Source organism: Flavobacterium sp. 5, from assembly GCF_002813295.1.
GTDB lineage: Bacteria > Bacteroidota > Bacteroidia > Flavobacteriales > Flavobacteriaceae > Flavobacterium.
On sequence record NZ_PHUE01000001.1, the window covers coordinates 2,425,959 to 2,439,918 of the forward strand.

12 protein-coding genes are annotated in these 13,960 nt (G+C 32.0%); 8 read left to right on the top strand and 4 right to left on the bottom strand.

The window, feature by feature from the left end; all coding sequences use genetic code 11:
* Nucleotide 1: 1 nt before the first annotated feature.
* Nucleotides 2-1,261, bottom strand: a complete 1,260-nt coding sequence (fabF, locus tag CLU82_RS09865; protein WP_100842936.1) for a beta-ketoacyl-ACP synthase II — start codon at nt 1,259-1,261, stop codon at nt 2-4.
* Between the two features lie 189 nt (nt 1,262-1,450).
* Nucleotides 1,451-1,687, bottom strand: coding sequence for an acyl carrier protein (locus tag CLU82_RS09870; protein WP_007137004.1), 237 nt, complete (start codon nt 1,685-1,687; stop codon nt 1,451-1,453).
* A 178-nt stretch (nt 1,688-1,865) separates the two neighbouring features.
* Here CLU82_RS09870 and CLU82_RS09875 point away from each other — a divergent pair, with 178 nt between their 5' ends.
* Together CLU82_RS09875 and rnhA are read left to right on the top strand one after the other, a co-directional pair.
* Entirely contained in the window at nt 1,866-2,435 is a 570-nt protein-coding gene (locus CLU82_RS09875; RefSeq protein ID WP_100842937.1) for a phosphoribosylglycinamide formyltransferase, read from the top strand.
* A gap of 9 nt (nt 2,436-2,444) precedes the next feature.
* A complete protein-coding gene (gene rnhA / locus CLU82_RS09880) occupies nt 2,445-2,921 on the top strand; it encodes a ribonuclease HI (protein ID WP_100842938.1) in 477 nt (158 codons plus the stop codon).
* A 59-nt stretch (nt 2,922-2,980) separates the two neighbouring features.
* Here rnhA and CLU82_RS09885 read toward each other — a convergent pair whose 3' ends face one another.
* Entirely contained in the window at nt 2,981-3,328 is a 348-nt protein-coding gene (locus CLU82_RS09885) for a DUF6249 domain-containing protein (protein WP_100842939.1), read from the bottom strand.
* Nucleotides 3,329-3,505: 177 nt separating this feature from the next.
* Here CLU82_RS09885 and CLU82_RS09890 point away from each other — a divergent pair, with 177 nt between their 5' ends.
* The 4 genes from CLU82_RS09890 to CLU82_RS09905 all read left to right on the top strand — a co-directional run bounded on the left by CLU82_RS09890 (nt 3,506) and on the right by CLU82_RS09905 (nt 7,628).
* Nucleotides 3,506-4,090, top strand: a complete 585-nt coding sequence (locus CLU82_RS09890; protein WP_100842940.1) for an RNA polymerase sigma factor — start codon at nt 3,506-3,508, stop codon at nt 4,088-4,090.
* Nucleotides 4,077-4,469: a hypothetical protein gene (locus CLU82_RS09895; protein WP_100842941.1), complete on the top strand. Its 393-nt coding sequence runs from the start codon at nt 4,077-4,079 to the stop codon at nt 4,467-4,469. The genes CLU82_RS09890 and CLU82_RS09895 overlap by 14 nt, the downstream gene beginning before the upstream one ends.
* A gap of 195 nt (nt 4,470-4,664) precedes the next feature.
* On the top strand, nt 4,665-5,588 hold the full coding sequence (locus CLU82_RS09900) for a PfkB family carbohydrate kinase (RefSeq protein ID WP_100842942.1): 924 nt from the start codon (nt 4,665-4,667) through the stop codon (nt 5,586-5,588).
* Nucleotides 5,589-5,729: 141 nt separating this feature from the next.
* Nucleotides 5,730-7,628, top strand: a complete 1,899-nt coding sequence (locus tag CLU82_RS09905; RefSeq protein ID WP_100842943.1) for an amidophosphoribosyltransferase — start codon at nt 5,730-5,732, stop codon at nt 7,626-7,628.
* 970 nt (nt 7,629-8,598) lie between these two features.
* On the opposite strand, the gene CLU82_RS09910 is transcribed toward CLU82_RS09905, so the two are convergent.
* The gene (locus CLU82_RS09910; protein WP_100842944.1) at nt 8,599-9,207 is read right to left on the bottom strand and encodes a superoxide dismutase; all 609 of its coding nucleotides are present in this window, start codon (nt 9,205-9,207) and stop codon (nt 8,599-8,601) included.
* Between the two features lie 271 nt (nt 9,208-9,478).
* On the opposite strand from CLU82_RS09910, the gene CLU82_RS09915 reads away from it, so the two are divergent.
* Nucleotides 9,479-12,655: an exodeoxyribonuclease V subunit beta gene (locus tag CLU82_RS09915; RefSeq protein WP_100842945.1), complete on the top strand. Its 3,177-nt coding sequence runs from the start codon at nt 9,479-9,481 to the stop codon at nt 12,653-12,655.
* A 77-nt stretch (nt 12,656-12,732) separates the two neighbouring features.
* Entirely contained in the window at nt 12,733-13,926 is a 1,194-nt protein-coding gene (gene kbl / locus CLU82_RS09920) for a glycine C-acetyltransferase (protein WP_100842946.1), read from the top strand.
* Nucleotides 13,927-13,960: the final 34 nt, after the last annotated feature.

The following is a 13,960-nucleotide window of genomic DNA, read 5'->3' on the forward strand; positions in this document are numbered from 1 at the left end:
TTTAAGCTTTGAAATCTAATTTTTTAACCAAAACGCAAGCGTTATGACCTCCAAATCCAAATGTATTACTCATAACAACATTCATTTCTCTTTTTTGAGCTACGTTAAAAGTAAAGTTTAATTTTGGATCGATATTTTCATCATCTGTAAAATGATTTATTGTAGGAGGTACAATTCCGTATTTTAATGAAAGAATACATGATATTGCTTCTATTGCTCCAGTGGCACCAAGTAAATGGCCAGTCATTGATTTTGTCGAATTCAAATTCATGGTGTAGGCATGTTCGCCAAAAACATGAAGAATTGCTTTAGATTCACCAATATCACCAAGTGGAGTTGAAGTACCGTGCATGTTTACACCGTCTACATCCGATGGTTCTAAACCAGCATCTCTTAAACAGTTTAACATTACATTTTTAGCTCCTAATCCTTCAGGGTGCGGTGCGGTAATGTGGTAAGCATCAGCAGACATTCCGCCTCCTCCAATTTCACAATATATTGTTGCCCCACGGGCTACAGCATGTTCGTATTCTTCTAGGATTAATGCTCCCGCACCTTCACCTAGTACAAATCCGTCTCTGCCTTTATCCATTGGTCTTGAAGCTGTTTTTGGGTCATCATTTCTAGTTGATAAGGCATGCATAGCATTAAAACCTCCCATTCCAGCAATTGTTACAGCTGCTTCTGAACCTCCAGTTACTATCACATCAGCATGACCAAGGCGTATGTAATTGAAAGCATCAATAATAGCATTTGTTGATGACGCACAAGCGGAAACTGTTGTGAAATTTGGACCTCTAAATCCATGTTTCATTGAAATAAGTCCACCTGCTATATCAGCAATCATTTTTGGTATGAAGAAAGGATTGAACTTTGGAGTACCATCACCAGCTGAAAAATTAAGAACTTCTATTTGAAAAGTTTCTAATCCTCCAATTCCTGAACCCCAAATGACACCTACTCTATCTTTATCTAATTTGTCATAATCGAAATTAGCATCCTTTACGGCTTGGTCAGATGCAACCATAGCGTATTGTGCGTAACGGTCCATTTTTCGGGCCTCTTTCCTGTCAATAAAATCTTCGACATTGAAGTTTTTTACTTCACAGGCAAATTTTGTTCTAAACTTTGAAGCATCAAAATATGTTATTGGTGCAGCACCACTAACACCATTAATTAAACCATTCCAAAATTCTTCAATATTATTACCAATGGGAGTAAGAGCACCAAGGCCTGTTACAACAACTCTTCTTAAAACCATAACGTTTTTATTTTTGTTATCTTTTAACAAATAAAGCCCATGCTTTCTATACTATAAAAAGTAACTAAAAGAGACATGGGTATTATAATGTAAATATAATGTGATTGAAATTCAATCGAATATTTAATTAAATCAAATAATAACACCCGATTTAAAATTATAAAATTTTAGTAATCGGGTGTATAATTATTATTTTTTAGCTTCCTCGATGTAAGAGATAGCTTGACCTACAGTAGCAATGTTTTCTGCTTGATCATCTGGAATTTGAATGTCAAATTCTTTTTCGAATTCCATAATAAGCTCAACAGTGTCTAATGAGTCAGCTCCCAAATCATTAGTGAAGCTTGCTTCTGTTACAACTTCGTTTTCGTCAACACCTAATTTGTCTACGATAATCGCTTTTACTCTTGATGCAATGTCTGACATAATCTTTTAATTTTAGAATTTAATTTGTTGGCAAAAATAAAACAACTTTATTTTAAAACAACTATTTAGTGAATAAATGTGTCTACTAAATTATAAAATTTATTCCAACAAAGATTTCTTAAAGCTATTTATTTTCGTTTTTTATTCCTTTTTTTGCATAAATTTAAAAAGTAGAATTATGAAAAAAATACTGATATTTGCTTCTGGGTCGGGGACTAACGCTGAAAATATTATAAAATATTTTAAGAATAGTTCTACAGGAACTGTTGTGGCAGTTTTTTCAAATAATTCAAATGCAGGGGTTCTTGATAAAGCAAAAAAATTAACAGTTCCGACTGATATTTTCTCAAAAGAAGATTTAAATTCAGGAAAAGTACTACAAAAAGTTATTCAATTTCAACCTGATTTAATCGTTTTAGCTGGTTTTTTATTAAAATTCCCTCAAGATTTGATTGAAGCTTATCCAAATAAGGTTGTAAATATACATCCTGCGTTGTTGCCAAAATTTGGAGGAAAAGGAATGTACGGAATGTATATTCACTTAGCGGTAGTCGATAATAAAGAGAAAGAAACGGGAATTACTATTCATTATGTAAATGAAAATTATGATGAGGGAGCTATTATTTTTCAGAAAAATGTTGCAGTTTTAGGAACGGATACACCCGAAGTGGTTGCAGAAAAAATTCATGAATTAGAACAAAAATATTTCCCAGAGATAATAGATAAATTGCTTCTTAATAAACTTTAAAACATCATTTTGAATTACGACGTACATATATATACTGATGGAGCGGCTAAAGGGAATCCTGGAAATGGAGGATACGGCGTTGTTATGGAGTGGGTTGGAAAGCCTTATAAAAAGGAATTCTACGAGGGTTTTAGACATACTACAAATAATAGAATGGAATTATTGGCAGTTATTGTAGGTTTAGAAAAACTTAAAAAAGATAATACTTCAGTTTTAGTTATCTCAGATTCAAAGTACGTTGTAGATTCTGTACAAAAAAAATGGGTTTTCGGTTGGGAGAAAAAAGGTTTTACAGGAAAAAAAAACCCCGATTTATGGAAGCGTTTCTTAATTATGTACAAAAAACACAAAGTAGATTTTAAGTGGATTAAAGGTCATAATAATCATCCTCAAAACGAAAGATGCGATGAGTTGGCAGTTATGGCTTCCATGCAAAAGGTGGTTTCCATTGATTCTTATTATGAAAATGTAGCTTCTAAAGAATAAAAAAACGCATCAAAAGCAATTTTTTGATGCGTAATTAAGTTTACTAATTCAAATTTCGGTTACTCTTTGTCGAGATCTTTGGCTTTGTTAAATCCTACAAGCAAGCCCACTCCAGACATTATAATAATTGTTGCTGGGTAAACAACATCTGATTTCAACGCCGTGTAAGTTGTAAGGATTAAAGCAATAAAAAGACCAATCCCTATTCCGATTAAAAGAAAAGCTGTGTTCAGGATAAAGATTTTCCACATAGCAACACCGCTTTGTCTTCCTTGTGCAAAAATGCTTGCGTCTGCACCTTTTTCTATAAGTGCTAAACGTTCCCTGTTTCTTGTTGAAAAAATAAGATAAACGATCCCGAAGATCATTAAAAATAGACTAATTGGTATTAAAAGTTCTGGTCCCATATTGTATAGTATTAAATTGATTGATACTTCATAGGACGAGACAACTTTGATTTAGGTTACAACTTTATTGAAAAAAATAAAATTTTGAAGTATTCTATTTAACTTTATAAGAATTAATTCAATTGTTTTTTAAATAAGTTGTAACCAAAGGGATAATATACTCGTCCTACTATAATCATGAGTAAATTAGAGGATCACCATTATATTAATTTAATATTGCAGGGAGAGCGAAATGCTTTTGCCGTGTTAGTTGATCGTTATAAGGATATGATTTTTTCTTTGGCTTTGAAAATGGTAAAAAACAGAGAAGAAGCGGAGGAAGTTGCACAAGATACTTTTATCAAAATTTTCAATTCCTTGAATAAGTTTAAAGGTGACTCTAAGTTTTCGACTTGGATTTATAAAATCGCCTACAATACATGTTTAGATAATTTGAAGAAAATGAAGAAAGAAGAAAATAACATTTCGATTGATGAATTTTCGGCACATTTAATAAAAACAATGGATAATGCTTTGAGTGCATTGGAAGATAAAGAACGAAAGCAAACTATTCAAAATTGTTTAAATTTGTTACCCAGCGAAGAAAATTTCTTGCTGACTTTATATTATTTTGATGATCAAAGTTTAGAGGAAATTGGTAAGATAATGGATATTTCGGCTAATAATGCTAAAGTAAAATTATTTAGAAGTAGACAAAAATTAGCCCTTATTTTGAAGAAGCATTTAGAATCAGAAAGACTAGAGTATTATGAAAGAGGATAATAAAAATATAGAAAATCTTATTGATAAAATGATGGCAGAAAGTAGTTTGCAATCGCCATCTATTGATTTTACGTTAAGAATAATGTCGCAAGTTTTAGCTGTTGAAAGTAATAAAATTAAAGCATACAAGCCTTTGATTTCAAAGGAAATTTGGATACTGATTATTGGTGCTTTAATTTTTTGTGCTTTTAATAGTGTGGTGACAAATAGCAGTTACGACCTTAGAATAGATGAGTTATATTCTCAAAGAATTTCTAATTTATTTTCAGGAATTCAAATCTCCAAAAAAAGTTTGTATATCATCCTGATTGTGCCAGTTATGATTTTGATACAAATACCATTGTTAAAAAATTATTACTACAAGAAGTATCATTTGTAGCATTTTTCAAGAACACTTTTTTCTTGTAATAAATTGCAGCTTATAACCTTCTGTGAAATTAAATATAATTTACTCATTTATAGGTCTTTTACGCTATAAAAACAATTTATTTTTTTATGAAAATTTTGAGAGCTTGACCCGTTGCAATATTGCAACTTATGGACTATCTTTGCACCCTAATTCGAAACTCATATAATGAATAAATTATTGATTGTTGGAACAGTAGCTTTCGACGCAATTGAAACTCCTTTTGGAAAAACAAACAAAATTCTGGGTGGAGCAGCAACATATATAGGAATATCTGCTTCTTTTTTTAATGTAAAATCTGCAATAGTTTCTGTAGTTGGAGATGATTTTCCACAAGAATATTTAGATTTGTTAACAGATAGAAATATTGATATTTCTGGAATTGAAGTTGTTAAAGGAGGAAAAACTTTCTTTTGGAGCGGATTGTATCACAATGATTTAAACTCTAGAGATACTTTGGTAACAGAACTTAATGTTTTGGCAGATTTTCAACCAAAAGTACCCCAAGATTATAAAAATGCTGAAATTGTAATGTTGGGTAATTTGCATCCTTTAGTACAAAGCAGTGTTTTGGATCAAATGGAAACCAAACCAAAATTAGTAGTTCTTGATACTATGAATTTTTGGATGGATTGTGCTTTACCCGAATTATTAGATATCATCAAAAGAGTAGATGTTATTACCATAAATGATGAAGAAGCACGTCAGCTCTCAGGGGAATATTCTTTGGTAAAAGCGGCTGCAAAAATTCATGAAATGGGACCAAAATATGTGGTAATTAAAAAAGGAGAACATGGAGCTTTATTATTCCATGGTAAAGAAATTTTCTTTGCACCAGCATTACCATTAGAAGAAGTTTTTGATCCAACAGGAGCAGGAGATACTTTTGCAGGAGGATTCTCTGGGTACATTACACAAAGTGAAAATGTATCTTTCGATAATATGAAAAATGCAATAATTTATGGTTCGAATTTGGCTTCCTTCTGTGTAGAGAAATTTGGAACAGAAAGGATGGTTAATTTAAAAGAAGATGAAGTGGTCTCAAGATTGAAACAGTTCAAATCTTTAACCCAGTTTGATATAGAATTATAATGTTCTAAAGCCTCTGTATGAGGCTTTTTTTAATTAGTACAGTCAATATTTATAAGAAGTAGTACGAATTTGCTTCCTATTTTAGTTTAAAAATATAATACAGACACCAATAAAATACCAACAACTACAAACAACAAAACAATGAGCGACGCTTTAAAACACGAATGTGGAATAGCTTTAGTTAGACTTTTAAAACCTCTTGAATTTTATAAAGAAAAGTACGGTACTGCTTTCTATGGTATACAAAAAATGTATTTGATGATGGAGAAACAGCACAATCGCGGTCAAGACGGTGCTGGTTTTGCAAGTATAAAAATGGATGTAGAACCTGGTGAAAGATACATAAGCCGAGTTCGTTCTAATCATGCACAACCGATTCAAGATGTTTTCAAACAAATAAACGAAAGGATAAGCGAAGAAATGACTGCTAATCCTGAGTATGCAGACAATGTTTCTCAAATTAAAGCAAATATTCCTTATGTAGGAGAATTGTATTTAGGACACGTTCGTTATGGAACTTTTGGTAAAAACAGTATCGAAAGTGTACATCCGTTTTTACGTCAGAGTAACTGGATGCATAGAAACCTTATTTTGGCAGGAAATTTTAACATGACGAATGTTAAAGAACTTTTTCAAAATTTAGTAGAATTAGGACAGCATCCAAAAGAAATGGCCGATACCGTTACAGTAATGGAAAAAATTGGTCACTTTCTGGATAAAGAAGTAATGCAGCTGTATCAAGACTGCAAGGCTGAAGGGTATTCTAAAAGAGAAGCTTCACCAGTTATTGCTGAAAGACTTGATATTGCTAAAATATTAACTCGTTCTTCTAAAAATTTAGATGGAGGATACGCTATGGCAGGTCTTTTAGGTCATGGTGATGCTTTCGTTTTTAGAGATCCAGCAGGAATACGCCCAGCTTATTATTATCAAGATGACGAAATTGTGGTTGTAGCATCTGAACGTCCTGTTATTCAAACTGTTTTTAATGTTCCTTTTGAGGGAGTACATGAAATTGATCCAGGAAGCGCCTTAATTATTAAAAAGAATGGAGATGTCTCTATGAAAGAAATATTACCTCCAACAGTAAAAAAGGCATGTTCATTTGAGCGTATTTATTTTTCAAGAGGAAGTGATGCCGAAATTTATCAGGAAAGAAAAAATTTAGGAAAACTAATTTTGCCTGCAGTTTTAGAATCTATTGATAGTGATACTGACAACACTGTTTTCTCATACATTCCAAATACAGCAGAAACTTCTTTTTACGGTTTGGTTGAAGCTGCTCAAGATTTTTTAAATCAAAGAAAGAAAAATTATATTCTTCAAAATAAGGATACTTTAAATGCTGATACTTTAGATGAATTACTTTCAGTAAAAATCAGAACCGAAAAAGTAGCCATAAAAGATGCTAAACTTAGAACTTTTATTACTGAAGATAGTAGTAGAGATGATTTAGTTGCCCACGTTTATGATGTGACTTATGGAGTAATCAAGCCAACTGATAATCTTGTGATTATTGATGATAGTATTGTAAGAGGAACAACTCTTAAGATGAGTATTATCAAAATGATGGATCGTTTAAAGCCAAAAAGAATTGTAATTGTTTCTTCGGCTCCACAAATTCGTTTCCCTGATTGTTATGGAATCGATATGGCAAAATTAGAAGGCCTAGTTGCTTTTAGAGCAGCATTGGAATTGTTGAAAGAAAGGAACTTATATCATATCGTAGATGAAGTGTATGCGAAATGTAAAGCACAAGAAAACTTCCATGATAACGACGTTGTGAATTATGTAACAGCAATATACGACACTTTCACTCCTCAAGAAATATCAGATAAAATTGCTGAAATGCTTAGTTCATCTGATATTAACGCAGAAGTAAAGATTATTTTCCAAACAGTAGAGGATTTACATACAGCTTGTCCAAAGAATTTAGGAGATTGGTACTTTACTGGTGATTATCCTACTCCAGGAGGTAATCGTGTGGTTAATAGAGCATTTATGAATTTTTATGAAGGTAAGGATGCAAGAGCATATTAATGATATTGTCCGATTATCGGCTTTGTAGGTACTTTATCGAATTTATTTTTTAAATCATTAATGCTAAAGTATATTTGCTCTACCATAATTTAGTAGGTTAAGTTTATGGTAGATTTGGGGCAAAAAGGGTGAAAGTAACATTTCACCTTTTTTATTGGAATAAAGTCAGATTTTGATTTTTCTTTGCAAAGGTCATTTATGAAAGAATAATTAGTGATTAAATTTTCTTAATATCAATCAATTCTTTTTTTCAACGACTTTATAGGGCATTCATCGAATAAAATATTGATATTGTTTTTTTCAAATTACATTTGACTACCATAATTTTAGTAGGTTAAGTTTATGGTAGATTTGGGGCAAAAAGGGTGAAAGTAACATTTCACCTTTTTTATTGGAATAAAGTCAAGGTCTTGTTTTTTATATATAAATCGTTGATTAAATGAATAAGTAGTAAATTAACTAATTGTTTATCAGTTAATTATAAATTCAACGACTTTATAGGGTATTCATCGAAAATAGTTTAAAAATAGTTTTTTACAGTGTACATTTGACTACCATAATTTTTAGTAGGTTAAGTTTATGGTAGATTTGGGGCAAAAAGGGTGAAAGTAACATTTCACCTTTTTTATTTTTAAAAAATCACCTCTTAGTTTGTTAATTAACTCATAAATAAACAACTAATTAATTGCTAAACCTACTGTTTATCAATCGATTAGTTGTTTAACGATTTTATTAGGCATTCGTCGAAAATAATATTTAAATCGTTTTTTTCGTTATACATTTGAATACCATAATTTTTAGTAGGTTAAGTTTATGGTAGATTTGGGGCAAAAAGGGTGAAAGTAACATTTCACCTTTTTTATTGAATAGAAATGAAATTATAGTATAAAAAAAGTCGGAAGAATTAATTCTTCCGACTTTTATATTTTCTATTGGTAATAGAAAGAGCTTGTTTAAGAAACTCTTTTTGTTATTTATCTAAAGCAAAACGTCTAGATACTTCAGTCCAGTTAATAACACTGAAGAAAGCCTCGATATAATCAGGTCTTCTGTTTTGGTAATTCAAATAATAAGCATGTTCCCATACGTCCATTCCTAAAATTGGAGTTCCGCCACAACCTACTTCTGGCATTAATGGATTATCTTGATTAGGAGTTCCGCAAACATCAAGTTTACCTCCTTTTTGTACACATAGCCAAGCCCATCCTGAACCAAATTGTGTAGCACCAGCTTTAGCAAATTTTGCTTTAAACTCTTCAAAAGTTCCAAAAGAACTTTCAATCGCTTCTAGTAATTCACCAGTTGGTAACCCACCGCCATTTGCAGACATAACAGTCCAAAATAAGTTGTGATTGTAAAATCCACCACCATTATTACGAACAGCAGCATTAGTTTTATCAAGGTTTATTAAGATATTTTCGATAGTTTTTCCTTCCAAATCTGTTCCTGCGATAGCAGCATTCAAGTTTGTAGTGTAAGCATTGTGATGTTTTGAATGGTGTATTTCCATCGTACGAGCATCAATATGTGGTTCTAATGCGTCATACGCATAAGGTAATTGTGGTAATTCAAAAGCCATAATATAGTTGTTTAATGATTTATAAAATTATTCAAATTTAAACATTTAACTTTGGAATTGAAAATTCTATTTCGTTATAATTTCATCAAGTAAAATGATGTAACAATTTTTATTGATAGAAATAAAGTAATTAGGAGCTATTTCCCGCTGTCATTCCAATCTTTTTTGTTGCAGAAAAAGCAACAAAAAAGGATTTTCCCTTCCATCGGGGCTAGGGCTTTTGAGATTTTAACAACATCAGATTTAGGCAATAAATTTAGTACTTATCAATATGGAAAGACCTTCTTTCGCCATTTACGATGCCTCGGCAGGCTCTGGAAAAACATACGCTCTTGTAAAAGAATATTTAAAAATTATCCTAACGGCGCATAAGAATGACGCCTATCGAAATATTCTGGCTATTACGTTTACTAACAAAGCGGTTCACGAAATGAAAAGCAGAATTGTTGGCAGTTTATCTGAATTTGCAAAAGATGAGCCTTCAAAAAAAGCAGAGGATTTAATGCAGGATCTGGCTCGTGAAACGCAGCTTTCCATTATCCAAATCAAAACCAAATCACAACAAATCATTAAGCATATTATTCATAATTATGCCGCTTTTGATATTTCTACTATTGATAAATTTACACATAAAGTCATTCGCGCTTTTGCTCATGATTTAGGATTACCTATGACTTTCGAAGTAACTTTGGATACCGAAAATCTTCTGATTGAAGCCGTAGACGCAATTATTGCCAAAGCAGGTGATGATGACATTTTAACCAAATTACTTGTAGATTTCACCATAGAAAAAACGGATGATGATAAATCCTGGGACATTTCACGAGAAATTTTAGAAACCGGAAAATTAGTGCTCAATGAAAATAATCGAAATGAAATAGTTCATTTTCAGGATAAATCAATAAATGATTTTATTGTCGTAAAAGAAAAACTAATTCAAGTTTGTAAAGATTTAGAAGAGGAAAATGCAACTCTTGCCAAAGCACTTTTAGAATTAATTGATACAAACGCAATTGATTTAAAATCGTTCTCCAGAGGCACTTTTCCAAATCATCTTCAAAGCATTGCAGATGGAAAATTCAACCCAAAAAATAAAATGTTTCGTGAATTTGAGGACATAGCTATTAATAAAACAGCAAAAGACAAAGCTTTAATAGAAAACATTGTCCCGAATTTACTGAAAAGTCTTTCTGAAATATATAAAAACTTTGAAAAACGAAATTTCTATAAAGCATTCTTAAGGAATATTACTCCTTTGTCGCTATTAAATACAGTAAGTAACGAATTAACGAAAATTCAAAGCGAACAAAATATCCTTTCGATAACAGAGTTTAATGCGATCATCCATCGTGAAATTCAAAATCAGCCGGCTCCTTTTATATACGAGAGATTGGGTGAGCGTTATCGTCACTTTTTTATTGACGAGTTTCAGGACACTTCCGAAATGCAATGGCAAAATTTGATTCCGCTTATTGATAATGCACTTTCAGGTCAAGATGATTCTGGACAAAAAGGGACTTTAATGATTGTAGGAGACCCGAAACAATCCATTTACAGATGGCGTGGAGGTAAAGCTGAACAGTTTATTGAGTTGAGTAAAGCTGAAAATCCTTTTAGTAACCCGGATAAAAAACTAGAGCATTTAGATAAGAACTATAGGAGTTACTCTCAAGTCATAGAGTTTAATAATGATTTCTTTCAATTGTTGTCCAATGAGTTCAGTAATGCAGATTATAAAGATTTATACGAAAACCACAGTCGTCAAAAGATAAATGATAAAGTGGGTGGCTACGTTAATATTTCTTTTTTACCAAAAATAGAAGAACAGGAAGGTGATGAAGAAGAAGCTTTGGATAAAACAGAACAATATGTATTGGCGACTTTAAACACCATTCAAAAAGTTACAAGAGAAGGTTTTGAATATAAAGATATTGTAATCCTTACTCGTAAAAGAAGTCAGGGTATTGCTATTGCTAATTATTTAACGGAGCAAAGTATTCCGCTTTTATCTTCAGAAACGTTGATGATTCAAAATGCAACTGAAGTTCGATTAATCATTCATATATTAAAGTATTTAAAAAACAGCTCTGATTTAGAATCAAAGGCTAATTTCTTGCAGTACCTGGCACAAAACAAACAAAATCAGTTGCCAGTTCACGATTTCATAGCCGAAGGCATGGACAATAGGGAAGAATCTGCTTTCGAAAAATGGCTTGAAAATTGTAATATAGAACTCTCTTTTGAAAACATTAGAAAAAAATCATTGTATGAGGCTGTTGAAGTTATTATTTCAAAATTTTTAAAGACTAATGTGAGTTTGGGAGTGCTTCCATCGGCAACCGCTTATGTTCAATATTTTTTAGACCTTGTTTTGGAACGAGATGTTCGCAATCAGGCAGGAATCTCTGACTTTCTAAATTATTGGGATAAAAACTCTGAAAAATTTAGCATTCCTTCACCCGAGGGGACTAATGCTGTTCGTGTTATGACTATTCACAAATCCAAAGGTTTGGAATTTCCTGTTGTGATTATGCCTTTTGCCGATGAAGATTATAATAGAAAGCCTAAAGACAAGTTATGGTTAAATTCTGAGGAGCTGGATTTTGATATGCCGAAAGTGTTGGTTGATAATACTAGTGGTATTGAAGAATTTGGTGAAGAAGCATCTGCGATTTATAATTTAAAAAAGCAGGAGGAATTATTAGATAATATAAATGTATTGTATGTTGCTTTGACGAGGGCAGAAGAACAATTATATGTTATTTCTCAAAATATTAAGTCTAAAAAAGATGGGGAATATCCAAGTAATATGGCATCATTTTTTATAAAGTATTTGCTGCAACAGGGTATTTACGATGAAAATCTAATTGAATATCAATTTGGAAATTCTGAAAAATTATCAGCAAATGAAAAACATATTGATAAAACTAAAAATATTCCTGTAGTTTCGGAGGTAATGAATCCTAAAAGTATAAAAATAGCTCAAAGAGAAGCTTTAATGTGGGGAACACATCAATTGGAAGCAATTGAATTTGGAAACGTTATTCACGAAATACTATCTTTTGTTGAGACAAAAAAAGATGTTGATCTGGCGATTAATAAGGCTGTTGAAAATGGATTAATTACAATTATCCAAAAAGAACCTGTTACTGATGCCATTTTCAAAATAATGAGTCATAAAGATTTGATAGATTATTTTGCAGAAGGAAATGAAGTTTTTAATGAGCAAACAATCATTCAAAAAGAAAAAGGTACCATAAAACCAGACCGAATAGTAGTTAATAGAAATAAAGAAGCTTTGTTGTTAGATTATAAAACTGGGCTTCCTAATCCAAAGTATAAATATCAATTAGAAAATTATCAAAGTGCTATAGAAAAAATGGGCTTTAAGGTGTTAAAAAAAGCACTCGTGTATATAGGAGTCGAAATCGATGTAGTACATTTGTAACAAAAAAATAAATATTTGTTCAAATAATAACGTTTTGTTTTTCAATTTTAAACAATTCGATTTTAAAACTTAATAAAATGTACGGCAAGATCCAACAACACTTACAGTCAGAACTTCAAACTATTGAAGAAAACGGAATTTTTAAAAAAGAAAGAATTATTACTTCTTCACAAGGTGCAGAAATCACCATTTCAACTGGTGAAACAGTTCTGAATTTTTGTGCCAATAATTATTTAGGATTGTCTTCACATCCTGAAGTTATTCAAGCGGCAAAAGATGCGATGGATTCGCATGGTTTTGGAATGTCATCTGTTCGTTTTATTTGTGGAACTCAAGATATTCATAAAACATTAGAAAAAAAGATAGCAGATTTCTATGGCACAGAAGACACTATATTATATGCTGCGGCTTTTGATGCCAATGGAGGAGTGTTTGAGCCTTTGTTTGGAGAAAATGACGCAATTATATCAGACAGTTTGAATCATGCCTCTATAATTGATGGTGTTCGTTTGTGTAAAGCTGCGCGTTATCGTTATGAAAATAGTAATATGGAAGAGTTAGAGAAACAATTGATTAAAGCAAATGAATCAGGAGCTCGTTTTAAAATAATAGTTACTGATGGAGTATTCTCTATGGATGGGGTAGTAGCGCCATTAGATAAAATATGTGATTTAGCAGATAAATATGATGCTTTGGTTATGGTAGATGAATGTCATGCTGCTGGATTTATTGGCGCCACAGGAAAAGGAACGCTGGAGGCCAAAGGGGTTATGGGGCGTGTAGATATTATCACGGGGACTTTGGGAAAGGCTTTAGGAGGTGCAATGGGAGGATATACAACAGCGAAAAAAGAAATAATTGAATTGCTACGTCAGCGTTCTAGGCCCTATTTGTTTTCAAATTCATTGGCACCAGCTATTGTTGGGGCATCAATAAAGGTTTTTGAATTGTTGGAAAAGGACACTGCTTTGAGAGATCAATTAGAATGGAATACTAATTATTTTAAAGCAGGAATGAAAAAAGCTGGTTTTGATATAGTAGAAGGGGATTCGGCAATAGTGCCTGTAATGCTATATGATGCAAAATTAGCTCAAACGATGGCTAATGAGTTATTAAAAGAAGGAGTTTATGTAATTGGATTCTTTTTTCCAGTAGTTCCCAAGGATAAAGCGAGGATAAGAGTGCAGTTGTCCGCGGCTCACACAAAAGAACATTTGGATAAAACAATAAATGCTTTTGTTACTGTTGGTAAGAGACTTGCTGTAATATAATTGTTAAATTTTATGTTTACAGAGTGTTTTATTT

What these genes read in the sequence shown, in the direction of transcription:
- CLU82_RS09875 (WP_100842937.1), top strand. Translation starts at nt 1,866, where the DNA reads ATGAAAAAAATACTGATATTTGCTTCTGGGTCGGGGACTAACGCTGAA.
- CLU82_RS09890 (WP_100842940.1), top strand. Translation starts at nt 3,506, where the DNA reads ATGAGTAAATTAGAGGATCACCATTATATTAATTTAATATTGCAGGGA.
- CLU82_RS09885 (WP_100842939.1), bottom strand. Translation starts at nt 3,328, where the DNA reads ATGGGACCAGAACTTTTAATACCAATTAGTCTATTTTTAATGATCTTC.
- CLU82_RS09905 (WP_100842943.1), top strand. Translation starts at nt 5,730, where the DNA reads ATGAGCGACGCTTTAAAACACGAATGTGGAATAGCTTTAGTTAGACTT.
- CLU82_RS09870 (WP_007137004.1), bottom strand. Translation starts at nt 1,687, where the DNA reads ATGTCAGACATTGCATCAAGAGTAAAAGCGATTATCGTAGACAAATTA.
- CLU82_RS09900 (WP_100842942.1), top strand. Translation starts at nt 4,665, where the DNA reads ATGAATAAATTATTGATTGTTGGAACAGTAGCTTTCGACGCAATTGAA.
- fabF (WP_100842936.1), bottom strand. Translation starts at nt 1,261, where the DNA reads ATGGTTTTAAGAAGAGTTGTTGTAACAGGCCTTGGTGCTCTTACTCCC.
- CLU82_RS09910 (WP_100842944.1), bottom strand. Translation starts at nt 9,207, where the DNA reads ATGGCTTTTGAATTACCACAATTACCTTATGCGTATGACGCATTAGAA.
- CLU82_RS09895 (WP_100842941.1), top strand. Translation starts at nt 4,077, where the DNA reads ATGAAAGAGGATAATAAAAATATAGAAAATCTTATTGATAAAATGATG.
- kbl (WP_100842946.1), top strand. Translation starts at nt 12,733, where the DNA reads ATGTACGGCAAGATCCAACAACACTTACAGTCAGAACTTCAAACTATT.
- CLU82_RS09915 (WP_100842945.1), top strand. Translation starts at nt 9,479, where the DNA reads ATGGAAAGACCTTCTTTCGCCATTTACGATGCCTCGGCAGGCTCTGGA.